Origin of the sequence: Novosphingobium sp. AAP1 (genome assembly GCF_001295765.1) — a bacterium.
Lineage (GTDB): Bacteria > Pseudomonadota > Alphaproteobacteria > Sphingomonadales > Sphingomonadaceae > Novosphingobium > Novosphingobium capsulatum.
The window spans coordinates 170,673-189,917 of sequence record NZ_LJHO01000005.1 but is presented as its reverse complement, the minus strand read 5'-3'; the positions used below and the strand labels follow the sequence as shown (position 1 = coordinate 189,917).

12 protein-coding genes are annotated in these 19,245 nt (G+C 67.8%); 10 read left to right on the top strand and 2 right to left on the bottom strand.

The annotated features are described in order from the left end of the window. Positions 1–172 precede the first annotated feature (172 nt). Together IP65_RS12685 and IP65_RS12680 are read right to left on the bottom strand one after the other, a co-directional pair. Positions 173–2,476: a TonB-dependent receptor gene (locus IP65_RS12685; RefSeq protein WP_022677367.1), complete on the bottom strand. Its 2,304-nt coding sequence runs from the start codon at positions 2,474–2,476 to the stop codon at positions 173–175. A gap of 109 nt (positions 2,477–2,585) precedes the next feature. Continuing rightward, entirely contained in the window at positions 2,586–3,530 is a 945-nt protein-coding gene (locus tag IP65_RS12680) for a LysR family transcriptional regulator (protein ID WP_054131962.1), read from the bottom strand. Positions 3,531–3,660: 130 nt separating this feature from the next. On the opposite strand from IP65_RS12680, the gene IP65_RS12675 reads away from it, so the two are divergent. The 10 genes from IP65_RS12675 to IP65_RS12625 all read left to right on the top strand — a co-directional run bounded on the left by IP65_RS12675 (position 3,661) and on the right by IP65_RS12625 (position 19,245). Next, on the top strand, positions 3,661–4,254 hold the full coding sequence (locus tag IP65_RS12675; RefSeq protein WP_022677365.1) for a nitroreductase family protein: 594 nt from the start codon (positions 3,661–3,663) through the stop codon (positions 4,252–4,254). Between the two features lie 158 nt (positions 4,255–4,412). After that, positions 4,413–5,090 carry a murein L,D-transpeptidase catalytic domain-containing protein gene (locus IP65_RS20870; protein ID WP_022677364.1) on the top strand — a complete coding sequence of 226 codons (678 nt, stop codon included), beginning with the start codon at positions 4,413–4,415 and terminating at the stop codon, positions 5,088–5,090. A 280-nt stretch (positions 5,091–5,370) separates the two neighbouring features. Then, entirely contained in the window at positions 5,371–6,618 is a 1,248-nt protein-coding gene (locus IP65_RS12665; RefSeq protein WP_054131961.1) for an efflux RND transporter periplasmic adaptor subunit, read from the top strand. Between the two features lie 6 nt (positions 6,619–6,624). Beyond that, positions 6,625–9,780 (top strand): efflux RND transporter permease subunit, encoded by a 3,156-nt coding sequence (locus IP65_RS12660; protein ID WP_054131960.1) that lies wholly within the window; start codon positions 6,625–6,627, stop codon positions 9,778–9,780. Beyond that, positions 9,777–11,180, top strand: a complete 1,404-nt coding sequence (locus tag IP65_RS12655; protein ID WP_054131959.1) for an efflux transporter outer membrane subunit — start codon at positions 9,777–9,779, stop codon at positions 11,178–11,180. The genes IP65_RS12660 and IP65_RS12655 overlap by 4 nt, the downstream gene beginning before the upstream one ends. 206 nt (positions 11,181–11,386) lie before the next feature. Continuing rightward, positions 11,387–12,766, top strand: coding sequence for a polysaccharide pyruvyl transferase family protein (locus IP65_RS12650; RefSeq protein WP_231627681.1), 1,380 nt, complete (start codon positions 11,387–11,389; stop codon positions 12,764–12,766). Beyond that, the gene (locus IP65_RS12645; protein ID WP_082350122.1) at positions 12,766–14,187 is read left to right on the top strand and encodes a glycosyltransferase family 4 protein; all 1,422 of its coding nucleotides are present in this window, start codon (positions 12,766–12,768) and stop codon (positions 14,185–14,187) included. Before IP65_RS12650 ends, IP65_RS12645 begins: the two co-directional genes overlap by 1 nt. A 736-nt stretch (positions 14,188–14,923) precedes the next feature. Next, positions 14,924–16,177, top strand: coding sequence for an outer membrane beta-barrel protein (locus tag IP65_RS12635; RefSeq protein WP_022677175.1), 1,254 nt, complete (start codon positions 14,924–14,926; stop codon positions 16,175–16,177). A gap of 14 nt (positions 16,178–16,191) precedes the next feature. Further along, positions 16,192–17,535, top strand: coding sequence for a cell wall hydrolase (locus tag IP65_RS12630; RefSeq protein WP_054131958.1), 1,344 nt, complete (start codon positions 16,192–16,194; stop codon positions 17,533–17,535). A 93-nt stretch (positions 17,536–17,628) separates the two neighbouring features. Continuing rightward, positions 17,629–19,245: a SulP family inorganic anion transporter gene (locus IP65_RS12625; protein ID WP_082350121.1), complete on the top strand. Its 1,617-nt coding sequence runs from the start codon at positions 17,629–17,631 to the stop codon at positions 19,243–19,245.

Below are 19,245 nucleotides of genomic sequence, written 5' to 3'. Positions count from 1 at the left end.
CACATTTGACCAAAACCTGACATTTTCCGCAGCAAAATCGGCGGATTACCGCGATTTCCTGCAGTTCATGGCAAAATGTGTCCGCACAAAAAAAGCCCCGCTCCGGGCAAACCGAAGCGGGGCCGATCAGGCGAATCGCGCGGGGGCACACGGCCCCCGCGCGCAGGGTGGATCAGAAGCCGGCCTTGAGCGTCACGAAGACCTGACGCGGCGCACCGGCCAGCAGGGTCTGGTTGTCGCCCGAGAAGCCGAAGCCGTTGGAACCAATCGTGGCGATGTAGCTCTTGTCGAACAGGTTGGTGCCATTGACCTGGATTTCGAGCGGCGTGCGCTGGCCCACGTCGATGCGATAGCCCAGCGTGGCATCGACCAGGGCACGGCCCGGCACCGACTGGTCGTTGAGGTAGGTGAAATAGCGCTTGGACATATAGTTGACCGCAACGCGCCCGAAGAACGAATTGCTGTCATACGAGATTTCGCCGCGCGCCAGGTGCTTGGGCGTGTCGACCACGGTCTTGCCGGCGGTGAGCGCCGTCCCGTTGGCGGTCACCACGTTGTCGCGATAGGTGTTGTTGTTGTAGCTGTAGGAAGCGAACAGCGCGAAGCCGTAGGGCAGCTTGTAGTTCACCACCGCTTCCAGGCCATAGGCGCGGACGTTGCCCACGTTCTGCACGAGGTTGGCCGCGCCGACGATGCCGACCGAGGTGGGGATCGTCAGCAGGCGATTGCGGAAGTTGACGAGGTAACCGCCGAGCACGGCGTTGAGCGGCCCGTTGTTGACGCGCAGGCCGCCTTCATAGGTATCGGACTGTTCGGGCTTGAGGCCATTGGCGGCGATCTGGTTGAAGCCGGCCTGGGTGGTGGAGAACGGGCTGGAGGTGGCGTCTGCCGTGAAGGCCCGCGTCACCTGGGTGAAGCCGGCAAAGACTTCGGCGCCGCCGCCCAGCTTGTAGGTGAGGCCAGCGTGCGGCTGGAACCAGTCGCGCGCTTCGAGGCGGCCCACCGCTAGGTTGCTCTGCGCCGCCAGCTTGGACGCGCGATTGATCACGTCAAAGCCCTTCCAGCCGAGATTGATCTTTAGCGCGCCCAGATCGATATCGTCCATCACGTAGTACTGCACCGTGGTGGTGTTGTACGCCATGTACCACTGCGTGGCGAACGGATCGGTCAGGAAGTGGTGGAAGTCGATCCCGGGAACGGTGCGGCTGGTCAGCCCATAAAACCGGCGTGCCTGGTTGAAATCGTTGTTTTCGGCCCAGCCACCCACGGTGAGCTTGTTCTTGTTCAGATCGACCACGAAATCGCCGAACACGCCTTCGCGCTTGATGTCGTATTCGGTGGTGCGCACCGACATCGGCACGCCGCTGGGGCTGGCGAGATAGGGCGTGCCCCACAGGCCCTGGCCGCGATTGTGGTGATAGTAGGACTTGATGTTGAACGAGATCGTATCGTTCAGCGGGCCGCTGGCGCCAAAGGCATAGACCCAGTCACGGCGCAGGCCGGCAGCGTCGTAATAGGCATCATCGGCGTTGATCATGTTGTCGGGATAGGTGGTGCCGGCGGCCGGGTTGGTCGGCTTGACGCCGGTATAGCCGGTGTTGGCGCCAACGTCGGCGGCAAGCACGGCCGTGGCATACTGGTGCGGGCCGAAGTTGTCCCAGTTGTAGCCATGGCGCGCGATCAGCGCGAGCGAGAGATCCTGGTAGTCCTGCTCGACGCGGTCGGAATAGCTGTACCAGCCTTCCAGGTTGATGCGGCCGGCAGGCGCAATGAACTTGAAGTTGGTCATCAGCGTGCGCTGCTGGCCATCGCCCTTCCACTTGTTGCCGTTCTGGTACTGCAACGACCCGAACGCGCGCACGCCATCGGGCGTGCCCACGGCCAGACGGCCGAAGCCGCGCCAGGTTTCCGACGAACCATAGGAACCGCTGGCATCGATGGCGACGTGGTGATCGCGCAGCAGTTCGGCCGGATCGATCGACTTGAATTCCAGCGTGCCGCCCAGGTTGCTGGTCGACTGCGTGTCGATCGCGCCCGAACCCTGGCTGACGGCGGTGACGCCGATGTTTTCCGGGCTGATCGCGCGGCTGACATGCAGGCCGTTGTTGTTGCCATAGCTCATGTTGCCGAGCGGGATGCCGTCGAGCGTGAAGCCCAGCTGGTTCTGGTTGAAACCGCGAATGGTGACGCGGGTGGACCATTCATAGTTACCGAACGCGTCAGCCGACTGGAAGTTGACGCTGGGCAGCTTTTCAATGGCCTTGAGCGGGCTGGTGCCCGACGCCAGGATCGCCAGGTCGGCGGCCTTGATTTCCTGCGTCTGGCGGGTCTGCCCGGTGCCCAGCACCACGATTTCCGGGCCATTGGCGGCGGCATCGGGCGCGGATTCAGGCGCGGGCGCGGCAGCGTCGGCGGCAAAGGCGGGGCAGGAGAAAAGCACGGCGCAGCCGGCAAGCAGGGCAGAAACGCGACGCATGGTAATCCCTCATGGATTTTGCCCCCGTGCAAAAGGGGGAATGGTGCGACGCGCCGGCTAGCCCCGTGCGGTTTCAGATTGATGCCGTTTCGATGACAGTTTGGCGGCACTACCCCAGATTATGCGTCATCAAACCGTCATGGATGGCGCCGGCCTGCCGCGCGCAGTCGAGCGCCAGCAGCCGTTCCAGCAACCAGCTGCGCGCCGGCCCGGCCGGGCTGTCACGCCGCCATTGCGCGTGGATCGGATAGGTGATGCAATCGCCTTCCGGCATGGCGAGGTGGACCAGACGGCCACTGGCCAGGTCATCGGCCACGACATGGCGGGGCATGTTGCCCCAGCCGATGCCCTGGCGCAGCAGGGCATGCTTGGCGCCCAGATCGCCCAGCCGCCAGGTGCGCGCCGCCAGGACCGAGAAATCGCGTCCCTGGGTCAGCGCGGAACGATCGGTGAGGACGAGCTGGAGATATTGCCGCCCCGTGCCCGGCGCCACCGCGCTCATCCTTGCCAGCGCGTGGCCGGGGGCGGCCACCGGCACCAGCTCGACCGCGCCGATGGCGATGCGATCGAGTGCGGGATCATCGACCAGCACCGCGCCGGTGATCGCCAGGTCTGCCTGGCCATCGAGCAGTTGCCCGGGCACGGCCCCGAGTGCCTCGACGTGCAGGCGCAGATCGACGGTGGGGAACGCCACCAGGAATTCCTGCAACAGATGGGCCAAGGCCTCGGTCGGGAACATGACGTCCACCGCCAGGGTCAATTCGGCCTCGAGCCCCTGGTTATGCCCGCGCACGCGGGCCATCAGCGCATCGACATCGTCGGCCACGGCACGCGCGCTGGCCAGCACGGCGCGGCCGGCATCGGTCAACTGCGGCTTGCGCGATCCCTCGCGGTCGAACAACACGACACCCAACTGCGCCTCAAGATTGGCAATGCCATAGCTGACCACCGAGATCGCCCGGCCCAGCCGGCGCGCGGCGCCGTTGAACGTCCCCTCATCGACAACCGCCAGAAAGATGCGGATCTGGTCAATGCTGGGCTGGCCCACATCCATGCCGCGCTACTCCATTCAACGAAACTGAACATTCTTATCCGAAATATGGGGATTTTAGAAAAGGACAAAAGCCGCCAGACAGCACGCGACGCATTCCCCCACCGCTTTTGCCCCAGAAGGATTCGATCCCATGACCACCCGCACTGCCGATCCCCGCGTACTGCCCCTGATCGTGGACCGCTGGTCGCCGCGCGCGTTTGACGGCGCCGCCGTTCCGGCTGAAGACCTTGCGGTGATATTCGAGGCAGCGGGCCTGGCGCCTTCGGCATTCAACTATCAGCCCTGGCGGTTTCTCTATGCCGTGCCCGGTGATGCCAACTGGGCCGCGTTCCTCGACATCCTGATCCCGTTCAACCAGGGCTGGGCCAAGGATGCCGGCGCACTGGTGTTCATCGTGTCGGACGAATCGATGCGCAAGGACGATGGTACCGCCAATCCCAATCACAGCCACAGCTTTGACGCTGGCGCGGCCTGGGCCATGCTGGCGTTGCAGGCCACTGCGCTGGGCTATCACACCCATGGCATGACCGGGATCGATTTTGCCAAGGCACGCGACGTGCTGGGCGTGCCCGAAGGCTGGCGCGTGGAAGCGGCCGTGGCCATCGGCCGCCAGGATAGCCCGGAAAAGCTGCCCGATTTCCTCAAGGAACGCGAAGCGCCGAGCGGGCGCAAGCCGGTGGCCGAAGTGGCCGTTGCCGGAACCTTCGCCAGCCTGCCCGCCTGATACGCCAAGGCGAAACGGTTCCCGCTGCGGCAACGGCCAGTGGGATGTAGAGCACATTTCGTCGCATTGGCCGGGGCGCGCCCTTGGCAGCGGCGGGAACCGACGCCACGTTGGACCCCATAGCATAACGCAATTGTTTGTTTCGGGGTCTCGCAATCATGACATTTGGCAGGCGCCAGTTCCTTGGCGCACTTGCCGGATCGGCGGCCTCGGCGCTGTTTCCGCGCGCGGCGGCAGAAGCGATTGCGCCTATCCAGGGTTCGAACGGTGCCTGGGCACCCGGCCTTGGCCCCGGCGCAGCCACGCTTCCTCCCCCCTCGCCCGCGGCAGACAGCCCGGCTCTGCTGACCCGCGCTCTTGGTGCACTGCGCGAACATGGCAACCATGTTGCCGCGCAAGACGTGATCGGCATCGTCGATTTTTCCGCCCCCTCGCGGGAGGCGCGCTTCCAACTGGTCGATGTGGCCAGCGGCCGGGTCTTGTCCTCCCACCTCGTGGCGCATGGCCGGGGTTCCGATCCTGCCAACAAAGGCTGGGTGGAACGGCTTTCGAACGAATACGGTTCGGAAGCATCGTGCAGCGGCAGCTTCCTGACCGGCGACACCTATTACGGGCGGCATGGTCGTTCGCGCCGGCTGATCGGCCTCGATCCGGAAAACAATCTGGCGCAGATGCGCGGTATCGTGATCCACGCCGCCAGCTATGTTGGCCCCGACATTGCCAACATGCAGGGCCGCGTTGGCCGCAGCCAGGGCTGCTTTGCCGTGTCGAACACCGATATCGATCGTGTGCTGGGGCTGCTCGGCCCTGGCCGGCTGCTCTACGCCGCGCGCTGAGCCAGCGCGTGGCGGTGCCGCGAATTGCCGCCTGCGCCACGACCAGAACAACCCACCAAAACGCGGCACACGCGCATCGGTTCCCATGATCACCCGAAAGGGCTCTAACGTGGGTTAATGCTTGCCTCGCAAGCCTTTCTGTGATCCCGACAGACATTCTCCCGCGGGTTGCTGCTACTTGTCACAAAGTGTCGCAGGGCGTTGCCAAATCGGCTTTCGTCCACTTTGGCCGACAAGGCTGTGCTACGCGGCCCTGCGAATCATACATGTCGGTGAAATAATGTTGCACAGTCTTCCGGTTGCTCCCTCCTTCCGGTTCCCGGCCCTTCGCCTGGCGGCCACACGCGCGCTCACGCCCCTCGCCCTGGCTGCCTTGCCCCTGGGTGCCACGCTGATGCTGGGTGGTTGCGGCAAGGGCCAGGAAGGCCCGCCCAAGCAAGACGCGCAGGTTGGCTATATCGTGGCCACGCCCACGGCCGTGCCGGTGTCCACCGAACTGTCCGGCCGCACCGTGGCCAGCCAGATCGCCGAGGTGCGCCCGCAGGTGACCGGCATCATCATGGACCGCCTGTTCACCGAAGGCAGCATGGTGCGCGCCGGCCAGCCGCTCTACCAGATCGACTCCCGCAGCTATGCCGCCACGGCAAGCCAGGCCGCCGGCAACCTCGCTGCCACCCGCGCGACGGTGGAATCGCTGCGCCTCAAGGCCGAACGCTATAAAGTGCTGGCTGACCAGGGCGGCATTTCCCGCCAGGACGCCGCCGATGCCCTGGCTGCCTACAACCAGGCGCGCGGCCAGGTCATGGCCTATCAAGGCGCGTTGCAGGCCGCCAAGGTCAACCTGGGCTTTACCCGCATTCTCGCGCCGATCAGCGGCCGCATCGGTGTGTCCAGCGTGACCAAGGGCGCGCTCGTCACCTCCAGCCAGACCGATGCGCTGGCCAAGATTCAAAAGCTGGACCCGATGTGGGTCAACATCCAGCAATCGAGCAACGATTACATGGCGCTGCGCCGCGCGCTGCAGTCGGGCAAGCTGTCGGCCGATGGATCGGCCCCGGTCAAGGTGATCCTGGCCGATGGAACCGAGTGGCCGGTGGAAGGCCGCCTCAACTTTGCCGACGTCGATGTCAACAGCCAGACCGGCACGGTGATTCTGCGCGTGACGGTGCCCAATCCCAAGGGTGACCTGCTGCCCGGCCTGTTCGTCAAGGCGCGGCTGGTCCAGGGCATCGTGCCCAACGGCATCCTGGTGCCGCAGGGCGCGGTCAGCCGCACCCCGCGTGGCACGGCCACGGTTCTGGTGATCAACGCCAAGGGCCAGGCGGAAACCCGCGACGTGACCGCCGAAACGCCCGTGGGCAACAACTGGCTGGTGACCAGCGGCCTGGCCGCCGGTGACAAGGTGATCACCGAAGGGCTGATCAAGGCCAAGCCAGGCGCCAAGGTCAAGGGCACGCCTGCGACGGCTCCTGCCGCTGCGCCTGCTGCTGATGCCACCCCCGCCCCGGCCAGCGCGGGGGCAAAGTAACGCTCCATGCTGTCGCGCTTCTTTGCCAATCGCCCGATCTTTGCCTGGGTCATCGCTATTGTGGTGATGGCTGCGGGCGCCTTTTCCATCACCACCATGGGGGTGGAACAATACCCCGACATTGCCCCGCCAACCGTTTCGATCAGCGCCACCTACAACGGGGCTGATGCGCAGGCGGTGGAAAACAGCGTGACGCAGGTGCTTGAGCAGCAGCTCAAGGGCATCGACGGCATGCTCTATTTCACCTCGACCAGCAGCAATGGCTCGGCCAACATCACCACCACGTTCGAGAAGGGCACCAACCCCGATACGGCGCAGGTGCAGGTGCAGAACGCCATTTCGCGCGCGACCAGCCGCCTGCCCACCGTGGTGCAGCAGCAGGGCGTGACGGTGACCAAGGCGCAGAATGACCAGCTCTTGGTCATGGCGCTTTATGACACCACCGGCCGCAGCACCAATGCCGACATCGCCGACTATCTGACCACGCGCATCCAGGACCCGCTCTCGCGCGTCGAAGGCGTGGGCTCGGCCGACGTCTATGGTTCGTCCTATGCCATGCGCATCTGGCTCGATCCGGCCAAGCTTGCCGCGGTCAACCTGATGCCGTCCGACGTGAACGCCGCGCTGACCGCGCAGAACACCCAGGTCGCCGCCGGCGAAGTGGGTGCCCTGCCCGCGCCGCAAGGCCAACGTCTGGACGCTACGGTCACCGCGCGTTCGCGCCTGCAGACGGTGGATGATTTCAAGAAGGTCATTCTCAAAACCAGCGCCGATGGCGGCGAAGTGCGTCTGTCCGACGTGGCGCGCGTGGAGATGGGCCAGGAAAGCTATTCCTCGATCAATACGCTCAATGGCAGTGCGGCCACCGGGATCGCGGTCAGCCTTGCCTCGGGCGCGAACGCGATGAAGACGGCACAGCTGGTCAAGGCCAAGATCGACGAGCTGGCCAAGTCCATGCCCGAAGGCTACCAGATCTCCTACCCGCGCGATTCCAGCACCTTCGTCAAAATCTCGATCGAGGAAGTGGTCAAGGCCCTGCTCGAAGCGATCGCGCTGGTCGTGGTCGTGATGTTCCTGTTCCTGCAGAACTGGCGCGCCACGCTGATTCCGGCGATCGCGGTTCCGGTGGTGCTGCTCGGCACGTTCGGCATCCTGGCGCTGCTGGGCTATACCATCAACACGCTGACCATGTTCGGCTTGGTGCTGGCGATCGGCCTGCTGGTCGACGATGCCATTGTCGTGGTCGAAAACGTCGAGCGTGTGATGCACGAGGAGCATCTTTCGCCGCTCGATGCCACGGTCAAGTCGATGGGCGAAATCACCTCGGCCCTGATCGGCATCACCCTGGTGCTGACCGCCGTGTTCATCCCCATGGCGTTCTTTGGCGGATCGACTGGTGCGATCTATCGCCAGTTCTCGATCACCATCGTTTCGGCGATGGGGCTTTCGGTGCTGGTTGCACTGATCCTGACCCCGGCACTGTGCGCCACGCTGCTCAAGGCGGAGGAAAAGCCGCACGGCCGCTTCTTCACCGGCTTCAACCGTCGCTATGATCGGTTGCAGGAAGGCTATCAGAACCGCCTGGGCGGGATCGTGGGCCGCCCCTTGCCATGGATGCTCGCCTTCGTGGCGATCATCGGCGCGATGGTGTTCCTCTATACCCGCCTGCCCACCAGCTTCCTGCCCGACGAGGACCAGGGCCAGCTGATGATGAGCTACACCCTGCCGGTCGGCTCCACCATGGAGCAGACCCAGGCCGTGGCCAAGCAGGCGCAGGACATTATCCAGCAGACCGAAGGCAACAATATCCGCGCGGTGTTCATCATCGCCGGGCGCGGCCAGGGTGGCTCGGGCCAGAATACCGGCCAGGGCTTCATCCTGCTCAAGGATTGGGACGAGCGCGCCGGCAGCGACAACAGCGCTGCGGGCATTTCCGCCCGCCTCAACAAGCTGTTTGCCCAGAAGCTGGGCAGCAAGGCGCAGATCTTCGTGCTGTCGCCGCCGGCTATTCGCGGCTTGGGCAACTCGGCCGGGTTCGACATGTATCTCCAGGACAGCGCCGGCCAAGGCCGCACCGCGCTGACCGCAGCGCGCAAGCAGCTGGTCGACGATGCCAACGGTAGTGGCCGCGTGGCGCAAGCCCGCCTGCAGGGCCTGGAAGATACGCCGCAGCTCAACGTGGCGCTCAACGACGAGGCGATCACCGCCTTCCAGATCGCGCCGGCAGACGTGAACTCCACGCTGTCGACTGCCTGGGGCGGCACCTATGTCAACGACTTCGTCGACCGTGGCCGCGTGAAGAAGGTATTCGTCCAGGGCGATGCACCCTATCGCAGCAAGCCGCAGGATCTGGGCCAGTGGTATGTGCGCGGGTCTGACGGGCAGATGGCGCCGTTTGCCGCCTTTGCCCAGACCAACTGGACGGTTGGTGCCCCGGTGCTGCCGCGCTTCAACGGCATCGCGGCGCAGGAAGTGGTGGGCAACCCGGCGGGCGGCATCAGTTCGGGCCAGGCGATGCAGACCATGGAAGACCTCGCCGGCAAGCTCAATGGCGGCTATAGCGTGGCGTGGGCGGGCCTGTCGTATCAGGAACGCGCCGCCAGCAGCCAGACCGGCCTGCTCTATGGCGCGTCGATCTTCTTCATCTTCCTGTGCCTGGCGGCGCTTTATGAAAGCTGGTCGGTGCCGGTGTCGGTGCTGCTGGTCATTCCGCTCGGCGTGATCGGCGCCGTGCTGGCCGTGACGCTGCGCGGGTTCAACAACGACATCTATTTCCAGGTGGCGCTGCTCACCACCATCGGGCTGTCGGCCAAGAACGCGATCCTGATCGTGGAATTTGCCGAGGCGGCGCTGCATCGTGGCGTTGCCCCGATGGAAGCCGCTCTGGAAGCGGCACGGCTGCGTTTCCGCCCGATCATCATGACTTCGGTGGCGTTTATCGCCGGCGTCATTCCGCTGGCGGTGGCGAGTGGGGCCGGCGCCAATGGTCGCCGCGCGATCGGCACCGGCGTGCTGGGCGGCATGCTGTCTGCCACGCTGCTGGCGATCTTCCTGGTGCCGCTGTTCTTCGTGCTGGTGAAGCGCGTCTTCGCTCGCGGCAAGAACGGCAAGGACACTCCCCCGGCCGATAGCCACGCCATGGAAAAGGAGCCGCAGGCATGACCGCGCCCATCGTGAAAACCGCCCGGGCCGCGCTGTGCGGCGTGGCCGTGATGGCGCTTGGCGCCTGCAACCTGGCGCCCAAGTACGTGCGCCCCGATCTGCCGGTGGCGCCCAGCCTGCCGCAGGGCGCCAGCTATCCGACGCTGGCCGATGGCGCCGGCGGGGTGGATGCGATCGGCTGGCAGGCGTTCTTTACCGATCAACAGCTGCGCGACACGATTGCCCTGGCGCTGTCGAGCAACCGCGACCTGCGCAGCGCGGTAGCTGCCGTGGCGCAGGCGCGCGCGACCTATCGCGTGGACCGTGCCGCGCTGGTGCCCACGGTCACTGCCGGCCCCAGCGCCTCGATCTCGCGCAACAGCACGATCCGCAGCGAAAACTACGAGGTAAGCGGCAACGTGTCGGCCTATCAGGTCGATCTGTTCGGCAAGCTGCGCAACACCAGCAAGGCCGCGTTCGAGGCCTATCTGGCCAGCGACGAAGGGCGCAAGGCCACCCAGATCACCGTGGTTTCGGAAACCGCCACGGCCTGGCTGACCCTGGCCGCCGATCGCGACGCGCTCGCCGTGGCCCAGGCCACGTTCGCCTCGCGCAGCAAGACCCTGCAATTGACCCAGCAACTGGAAGCCAATGGCGTGGGCACCAAGCTGGCCATCGCCCAAGCCCAAACCGCGCTGGACACCGCGCGCGCCGATGTGGCGGACTATACCACCTATGTGGCGCAGGATCGCAACGCGCTGGAACTGCTGGTGGGCGCCCCCGTGCCCGAAACACTGTTGCCCAAGACCCTGGGTGACGGGCGCCAGACCCTGGCCAGCCTGCCGGTGGGCCTGGGGTCTGACGTACTGCTGCGCCGGCCCGATGTGCTGCAGGCAGAGCATACCTTGAAAGCCGCCAACGCGCGCATTGGCGCGGCCCGTGCAGCGTTCTTCCCGTCGATCTCGCTGACCGGCCTGCTCGGCCTCGCCAGTTCGAGCCTGTCGGGGCTGTTCAACGGCGGCACCTTTGCCTGGTCGGCCAGCGGCAGCGCCACGCAGACGCTGTTCGATGGCGGCGCCAATGCCGGCAACCTCGCCTATGCCAAGGCGAGCCGCGATGCGGCGGTGGCGGCCTATGAAAAGTCGATCCAGACCGCATTTCGCGAAGTGGCCGATGCCCTGGCCCGGCGCGGCACGATCGACGACAAGGTGGCCGCGCAGGAAAGCAATCTTGCCAACGCCGAAAAGGCGGCACGCATCACCCAGTCGCTCTATCAGAACGGCATCAACACGTTCCTGGAACCGCTCGATGCCGAACGTACCGCCTACACGGCGCGGCAGGCGCTGGTCACCGCGCGGCTGGCGCGAGCGACCAACATGGTCACGCTGTATGAAGTGCTCGGCGGCGGGCTGACGCCCTGATCGGGGTGCCGATCGGTCCGTAACGGTCGGGTTGTGGCTGCATCGATCCTTGCCGCAGCGCAGCAGGACAGGAACACTAAGGGCATCGGGACAAGGCCGCGCGCGGCCGTTCCGGTGCCCTTTTCTGTTCCGGTCCAAGGACGCTACCCGCGATGCCGCTCTCATCCGCTTCCCCTGCCCCGCTTGCCGCAGACTCACCGGCCGGCATGTCGGCAGCGCGGCGGCCGTTGCGCGTGGCGCTACTCAACGTGAAGTACAGCCCCAACCTGGGCGATGGGCTGCTGGCCGAATGCCTTGAGCGCGAACTGGCCCATGCGCTGGGCGGGGCCGATGTCTATTCGATCGACATTGCCGGGCGCCATGGCTGGTCGGCCGCATCGGCGGGGCGGCGGCGGCGCATGCTGGCCGTGCTGGAAGCGGTGCCGCCGGCGCTGCGCCGCGTGATGGCTGGCGTTGCACTGATGGCGTTGAGCCGGCTGGCGCTGCGCCGGCATGTCGCCCGCGCCCTGCACGGGGCCGATGCCGTGGTGATCGGTGGCGGCAACCTATTGACCGATGCCGATCTCAATTTCCCGATCAAACTGCGCAGCGCCGCCGCAGAGGTTTCCCGGCGTGGGTTGCCGCTGGCGGTCCATGCCGTGGGCGCCAGTGCGCACTGGTCGCCGCGCGGGCGGGCGCTGTTTGCCCGCGCGCTGGCCCGCCGCCCGCTGGCCCATGCCGCCGTTCGCGATGAAGCCAGCCGCCTGGCCTGGGCTGGCCAGTTGGAAAACCGTGGCGCCGTCGCGGCAGAGGTGGTGGGTGATCCTGGCCTGCTCGCCAGCCTGCACTATCCGCGCGGGCCATCTGCCCCTGCCGAGGCAGCCCCGGCCACCGGCGCCCCGCGCGAACGCCGCGTGGGGCTGTGCATCACCGATCCACTGGCGCTGCGCTATCACGTGGGGCAGCATCACGGCGCAGCGGCGCAGGCTGCTGGCGCCTTGCACGATGCGGCGGTGATCGACTGGTACGGCGCGCTCGCCACCGCCCTGGCTCAGCAGGGGCTGCACGTGATCCTGTTCACCAACGGCAGCCCGGAAGACCGCGCTTGCCTTACCCGCCACGCGCCGCGCTGGACGGCAGAACGCGCCGCTGCAGAGTGGCGCGGCGGTGTGCCGCGCCAGGGCCATGGGCGTGTCAGCATAGCCGCACCTTTTGCCGCGCCGGCCGATCTGGCGGGGTTCGTTGCCGGGTGCGACCTGGTCATCGCCCACCGCATGCATGCCTGCATCGCCGCCCATTCGTTTGCCGTGCCCACCATCGGGCTGACCTGGGATGACAAGCTCGCCAGCTTCTTTGCCTTGGCCGGGCGCGCCGCCTATGCCGTCGATGGCCCGGCGATGACGGCGGCCGCGATGGTCAACCTCGCGCACGCAGCCCTGGCCGAAGGGGTGGACCGCGCGGCGCTCGCCAGCCTGATCAGCCGCACTCGCGCCGATGTGGCACGGTTGGCCCGGCGCCTGGCCCATGCAGCGCAGCCTCGCCTTGCCAAGGGCCAAACGCCGCACCCGCGCGCAACGGCAAGTGCCACCGCAGTGGTGCCGGCCTGATGCGCGGGACGACGATCGACCGTATCGTGGTAATCAACGATCTGGCGCGGCCGATGGGCGGCGCCAGTGCGCTGGCGCTGTCCTCGGCCCGCGCATTCCGCGCGCTGGGGCATGACGTGACGCTACTGGTCGGCGATGCCGGCGACGATGGCAGCCTGGCGGCAGAGGGCATCGCATGCGTTGCGCTGGGCCAGGGACGGCTGCTTTCCCGCCCCCGGATGGAAGCCGCGCTGGCCGCCTTGTGGAACCGCAGCGCAGTGCGGATGGTGGCGCGCTGGATTGCGCAGCATGATACGCCGCGCACAGTCTATCACCTGCATGGCTGGCTGCAGATCCTTTCACCCGCCGTGTTCCATGCGCTGGCTCCGGTGCGCGATCGCCTGGTGATTTCCGCGCATGATTTCTTCCTCGCCTGTCCCAACGGGGCCTTTGCCGATCTGCGCACCGGGCAGCCCTGCCCGCTGGTGCCGCTTTCGCGCGCCTGCATCACCGCCAATTGCGACCGCCACAGCCGCAGCCACAAGCTGTTGCGGGTGCTGCGTCATACAATCCAGACGCGGGTGTTCGATCCCGCGCATGCGCCGCCGGTGCTGGCGATCCATGCCGCCATGGCGCCGCTGCTGATGCGCACCGGCATTCCCGCGCAGGCGATCCACGCGCTGCCCAACCCGGTGGTGCCATGGTCGCCCACGCGCATCGCCGCCGAAGCCAACCGCGAGGTGCTGTTCGTCGGCCGGCTGGAGGAAACCAAGGGGCCAGACCTGGCCGCTGCCGCTGCCCGCGCTGCCGGCGTGCCGTTGCGCCTGGTGGGCAGCGGCGCGCTGGAGGCGACGCTGCGCGCCCGCCATCCCGAGGCGCGGTTCAGCGGGCGCCTTTCCCCGGCGGAGATCGCCCGCGTGGCGCAGCGCGCGCGGCTGCTGGTGATGCCCAGCCGCTATCCCGAACCCTATGGCCTGGTGGCGATGGAAGCGGCGCGCTCGGGCATTCCGGTGATCCTGCCGCCCACCGCGCTGCTGGCGGGCGATCTGGTGCGCCATGGCGCGGGCTTGGCCATCGACCCGCGCGATACTCCAGGCTTTGCCGCGCAACTGGCGGCATTGGCGCAAGACCACGCCCGCATCCGCGCGATGAGCGAGGCAGCCTTTGCTCTGCCCGACGACCTCGCGCTATCCCCCGATGCGTGGGTTGCGCGGCTGCTCGATTTCTATGCCGCGCGGCTGGCCGCCCGATCCGTGGCAGAACACGCCCAGACGCAGGGTCAGCCGTGCGACGAGCGGCGCCAGCGTACCGCTGATGGGCCAGACGCATCGCCACCATCGGCCGGTTGGCCCGGCCTTGGCCGCACTGGCCGCACCCGGCCATTGAGCACGGCCGAACTGGCCAGCGGCGCGCGCCGTTCGAGATCGCGCAGTGGCGAATAGGGATGGCTGCGCGCCAGGCTGCGCCAGTGCTGGATCTTGACGGACATCAGCACCACCGCCAGCGCCGCGACCGATACCGCCCAGCGCCACACCTGCATCTGCCCCGATTGCGCGGCAGCCAGGAATTCGGCCACGCTCATCCACACCGCCTGCGCGCCGAGCAATTCCGAACTCGGCTGGTCCGGCACGGCCAAAAGGATCAGCAGCCCTAAAACATAGGCCATGATCGCCGTACTCTCGGCCGATGCCCAGCCGGTGACATAGCCGGCGGTCATCAGCGTGGCCATGGCGAGCGCCAAGGCGCGGCCAAGGCGGACGAGTTGCACAGGAGCAAGGCGGGCAAGCAGGTGGTTCACCCTGCCATGGGTGGCACAGCAGCCCTCAACGAATGCTTGCGCGCGATCGTTAATGGCCAGGCATATGCGCTACGCACAACGCCTGAGGGGGACTATCCCGGCTTTGGCAGCAATCTGCCCCACGCCTTCGGCATACCAGACCGCTGAATCGCTTGGATTTGACCTGATCGCTTGATCCCCAACATGCCGTGACCGCCAGGATGCCGCGCCAAGTGCCTCGGCAATGGGGGCGATTGCTGCCGCGAGGGACGCGCCCCGGTGATACCAGACAGCCCATGGCGATGGTGGCAGGAGGCATGGTGCAACAGCAGCGACAGGGGGGTGGCGCGCTGGCGCGTGGGACGGCGGCCGGTCGGAGGCACCGGGCGCGCTGGGCACGAATGGCGGCGCGGTGGGGTTCGCTCGCTGGGGCGCTGTCGTGGCCGATGCTCGCCGCCGGGCAAAACGCGCCAGAGCGCCGCGCCGGGCCCGAAACCGTGGAGAACCGCATTCGGCCGGGCATGGAGGGCACCGGGCTCGTGGCCGGATCGCTGCGCATCCTGCCCACGGTGGCGTTCGGCGTGGTGGCGACCGACGATCTCTATGCCCGCCGCGTGCCGCGCGTGGCCGATGTCGGGGCCAACCTGGCCCCGGCCGTGACCGTGCAATCGCAATGGAACCGCCATTCCCTGACGCTGCGTGCCGATGGCCTGTTCGAACGCTATGCCCGCCATGGCGCCGAAGGCACCGATCGCTATGGCGCCGGCGCTGCCGGGCGGATCGACATCGGGCGCGATACGCGGGTGAACCTCGACGCTGCGATCGATCGCCGGATCGAGGCGCGCGGCACCACCGGCGACACGCTGTTCGGCGTCAAGCCGATCGCCTATCGCCAGGTAAGCCTGGGCGGCAGCGTGGAGCAAGCCGTGGGCGCCACCCGCCTGGCGTTCGACCTGCGGTTCGATCGCTTCCACTATTTCAACCGGCACGATGGCAACACCACCATCGTGCTTGCCCCGCGCGACTATCAGGCGCTGGCTGGTGGAGCCAAGGTGGTCCGCCCGATCTCCTCGGCGGTGGCGGTGTCGGTCGCCCTGCGCCTCAACAGCACGCGCTATCCCCATGAAGACCGCACGCAGCCCAGCCGGCGCGGCCATGGCTATGCCGTGATGGCCGGCATTGCCTTTGGCCAGGATCGCCTGCTCGAAGGGCAAGTGGCGCTGGGCTATCTGCACCAGCGCTTTGCCAGCCGGGCCTATCCCACCATCGCCGGGCTGGCTTACGATGCCAATGTCCAATGGCACGTCACGCCGCTGACCACCGTGTCGCTCGCGGCCGACAAGACTATCCAGCGCTCCCCAATCATCGATGTCGCCGGGATCGAGCAACAGCAGTTCAGCCTGGGCGCCGCGCACGAATTGCTGCGCACGCTGATCCTGCGCCCGAGCGTGAGCTATACCATCAACCGCTTTCGCGGCGGGGCGCGGGTCGATCGCTATGCCAGTGCCGGGCTTGCGGCGACGTGGCAGGCCGCGCCCCATGTCATGGTGGAAGGGGCGCTGCGCCATGCCCTGGGCCGCACCAGCGCGCCCGTGGCCAAGCCGCGCGAATATGACCAGAACCGCGCGACCATCACTTTGAAATATGTGTTTTGAACGGGCGGAATGCGATGGCCAGCCTGCCGCTTGATCCGCATCTGACGCCCGATCACCACGGCCCTGACGGCGCCGATGATCCCGCAGCGCGGCGCGCCGAACTCGCGCTGCGGGCGGCCATCGCCTTGCTGTTTCTGGTGGCGCTGGCGGCGGCGTTGCGCCTCTTCGCGCCGGGCCCGGATCATGCCGCGCTGCGCCTCGATCTGGCTGGCGCGCCGGCCGCGCTGCATGGCCCACCGCCCCCCGCGCTGCCCGATCCGGCTGCGCTGCTGGACGTAAGCGCCCAGGATGCCCGCGCGTCCAATGCGGCCGTGCCGATTGCGGTAGCGCCAGTGGCCGCCGCGCCCTTTGCAGTGGGCGAGGCAGCGCCCGCAGCACTGGAACGGGCACGAGATTGCCTGGCCGCCGCCGCCTGGTACGAGGCGGGGGATGATCCTTCGGGAGAGCGGGCCGTGGTGCAGGTCGTGCTCAACCGCGCGCGCCATCCCGCCTTTGCCGGCCCCGGCGGCATGGCCAGCGTGTGCGGCGTGGTGTTCCAGGGATCGCAGCGCCAGACCGGTTGCCAGTTTTCCTTCACCTGCGATGGCAGCCTGGCGCGCCGCCATCCCGGTCTTGCCGCCTGGGCGCGCGCACGCGCCATTGCCGGGGCGGCGCTTGCTGGTGCGGTGGACCCGCGCGTGGGCTGGGCAACGCATTACCATGCCGATTACGTCGTGCCGAAATGGCGCGACGGGCTGGCCAAGCTGGCGCAAGTGGGCGCGCACCTGTTCTATCGCTGGCCGGGTTGGTGGGGCACCGGCCCGGCGTTTCGGCTGAGCGGCACCAATCTCGCGGGAGAGCCGGTGGAGCCAAGCCTCGCCGCCCTGTCTCCAGCGCATGACGGCACGCTCGCTGCGGCTGACCCCACCCTCCTCGCCGGCCTGACAGACACTGACGACGCGGTGACGGTCGACACCCGCCTGGCTGCTATAAACCAGTTGCCGGGTACCGCTCTGCGCGATGCCGGCCCCGCGGCAGCGCTGGCGCCCGGCCGCGCCGCGTTGATGGCGCTGCATGGCGGCGGCGATGACACGCCGCTCGACGGCGCGCCGATCCGCATCACCTTTGACGCCGCGCTGTTTCCCGGCCGCTATGCCATCCAGGCGCTGGAGGCCTGTGGGCACCGGCCGCGGTGCACCGTGCTGGGCTGGCGTGGCGCGCCGGGGAGCCTCGATACGCTGGCCTTTGCCTATCGTCGCAATCGCAACAGCGGCGGCGAAGGTGCCTGGTGGGATTGCACCCTCACCCCGCGCACCGATCGCGCGCAGTGCCTGCCGCCCGCTGGACAGCGCCAAGCCCTGCTCTCCAGCGGCGGCTGAGCATACTGGGCGTCGTCAACCCTTGCCCGCCGCGCGGCCCGGCTTCACAAGGCGTTGGGGGCCGCGGCGGCGCAGCTGGCAGGAGAGTGGGCAATGGCGGGACTGGCGCGCAACGCCTTGGCAGGGCTGGCGATGGCCGGGCTCATGCTGCCCGAGGCGGTCGCCTATGCCGGGATTGCCGGGCTGGCACCGGGCCGCGCGCTGATTGCGGCCGTGGTCGGCGGGCTGGCCTATGCCCTGGTCGGGCGCAGCCGCTTTGCCGTGGTTTCGCCCACGTCGTCTTCCGCCGCGATTCTGGCGGCGAGCCTGGCCAGCCTGGCGACGGGCCAGGCCGGAGCAGCGATGCTGGCGGCCAATGCCACGGCGCTGACGCTGCTGGCCGGCGCCCTGTTCCTGGCCCTGGCCGCCGCGCGCCTGGGCAGCCTGGCCGGGTTTGTCGCGCGGCCGGTGCTGCGCGGCTTTGCCCTTGGGCTGGCGCTGACCATCATCATCCGCCAGTTGCCGGCCTTGACCGGGCTGCCCGCGCCGCAAGGCAGCGTGGGTGTGGTTGGCTGGACCATCCTGCGCCAGGCAGGGCAGTGGCACGGCGCCACGCTCGCCTGTGGCCTGGGCGCGCTGGCGCTGCTGTTGCTGCTGCGCCGCTGGCCCGGCGTGCCTGGCGCGCTGATCGTGCTGGTCCTGGGCATTGCCGCGGCCAGCCTGCCGGGCTTTGCCGCGTTGGGCGTAGCGCAGGCCGGCCCCGCCCCCCTGCTGCTCGCCGCGCCAGTGCTGCCCGGTGATCCGGCGCAATGGCTGCGCCTGGTGCCGCTGGCCGCGCCGCTGGTACTGATCCTGTTTGCCGAAAGCTGGGGCACGATGCGCAGCCTGGCCCTGGCGCGCGGCGATACGCTGGATGCCAATCGCGAGCTGGCCGGGCTGGGCCTGGCCAATGCCGCCGCCGCGCTGGCGCAGGGCATGCCGGTGGGTGCGGGCTTTTCCGCCGGATCGGCCAATGCCGCCAGCGGCGCCAACAGCCGCGTGGCCGGCGTGTTTGCCGCGCTGGCCCTGCTTGCCCTGGCACTATGGGCCGGGCCGCTGACCGCGCGCCTGCCGCAGCCGGTGCTGGCCGCTGTGGTCGTCGCGGCGCTGACCCACGCCCTGTCACCCGCGCCGTTGCTGCGCCCGTGGAAAGTGGGGCGCGACCGCTGGACCGCCCCGGCCGCCGCGCTGGGGGTGTTGAGCCTGGGCGTGCTCGATGGGCTGCTGGTGGCCGTGGGCCTCAGCCTGGCGCAACTGCTCTATCGCCTGGCCCATCCCTCGCTCAGCAAGTTGGGGCAACTGGGCACCAGCCACGATTATGTCGACATGGCCGCCCACGATACCGCGCGCGCAGTGGGCGGGCTGGCTATCTTCCGGCCCAATGCCCCCCTGTTCTTTGCCAATGCCGAAACCGTGCTGGGCCTGGTGGCGCGCCGCGCGCAAGGGCTGGGCGTGCCGGTGGTGGTCTTGAGCCTGGAAGAGAGTGACGATCTCGATACCACCGCCGCAGAGGCGATCGGCGAATTGCACGCCACGCTGGCACGGCGCGGCGGACGCCTGATCCTGGCGCGCACGCATGATCGCGCGCGCGCGGTGCTAGCGGCATCGGGCCTGGGTGATCTGGCACGCGATGCCACCTTCAGCGTTGCCGATGCCGTGGCATTGGCGCAGACTGCGCCGCGGCAGGCGTGA

Bases quoted from the DNA above. Each gene is read 5' to 3' on its own strand.
- IP65_RS12685 (WP_022677367.1), bottom strand. From the start codon at position 2,476: ATGCGTCGCGTTTCTGCCCTGCTTGCCGGCTGCGCCGTGCTTTTCTCC.
- IP65_RS12680 (WP_054131962.1), bottom strand. From the start codon at position 3,530: ATGGATGTGGGCCAGCCCAGCATTGACCAGATCCGCATCTTTCTGGCG.
- IP65_RS12675 (WP_022677365.1), top strand. From the start codon at position 3,661: ATGACCACCCGCACTGCCGATCCCCGCGTACTGCCCCTGATCGTGGAC.
- IP65_RS20870 (WP_022677364.1), top strand. From the start codon at position 4,413: ATGACATTTGGCAGGCGCCAGTTCCTTGGCGCACTTGCCGGATCGGCG.
- IP65_RS12665 (WP_054131961.1), top strand. From the start codon at position 5,371: ATGTTGCACAGTCTTCCGGTTGCTCCCTCCTTCCGGTTCCCGGCCCTT.
- IP65_RS12660 (WP_054131960.1), top strand. From the start codon at position 6,625: ATGCTGTCGCGCTTCTTTGCCAATCGCCCGATCTTTGCCTGGGTCATC.
- IP65_RS12655 (WP_054131959.1), top strand. From the start codon at position 9,777: ATGACCGCGCCCATCGTGAAAACCGCCCGGGCCGCGCTGTGCGGCGTG.
- IP65_RS12650 (WP_231627681.1), top strand. From the start codon at position 11,387: ATGTCGGCAGCGCGGCGGCCGTTGCGCGTGGCGCTACTCAACGTGAAG.
- IP65_RS12645 (WP_082350122.1), top strand. From the start codon at position 12,766: ATGCGCGGGACGACGATCGACCGTATCGTGGTAATCAACGATCTGGCG.
- IP65_RS12635 (WP_022677175.1), top strand. From the start codon at position 14,924: ATGGCGGCGCGGTGGGGTTCGCTCGCTGGGGCGCTGTCGTGGCCGATG.
- IP65_RS12630 (WP_054131958.1), top strand. From the start codon at position 16,192: ATGGCCAGCCTGCCGCTTGATCCGCATCTGACGCCCGATCACCACGGC.
- IP65_RS12625 (WP_082350121.1), top strand. From the start codon at position 17,629: ATGGCGGGACTGGCGCGCAACGCCTTGGCAGGGCTGGCGATGGCCGGG.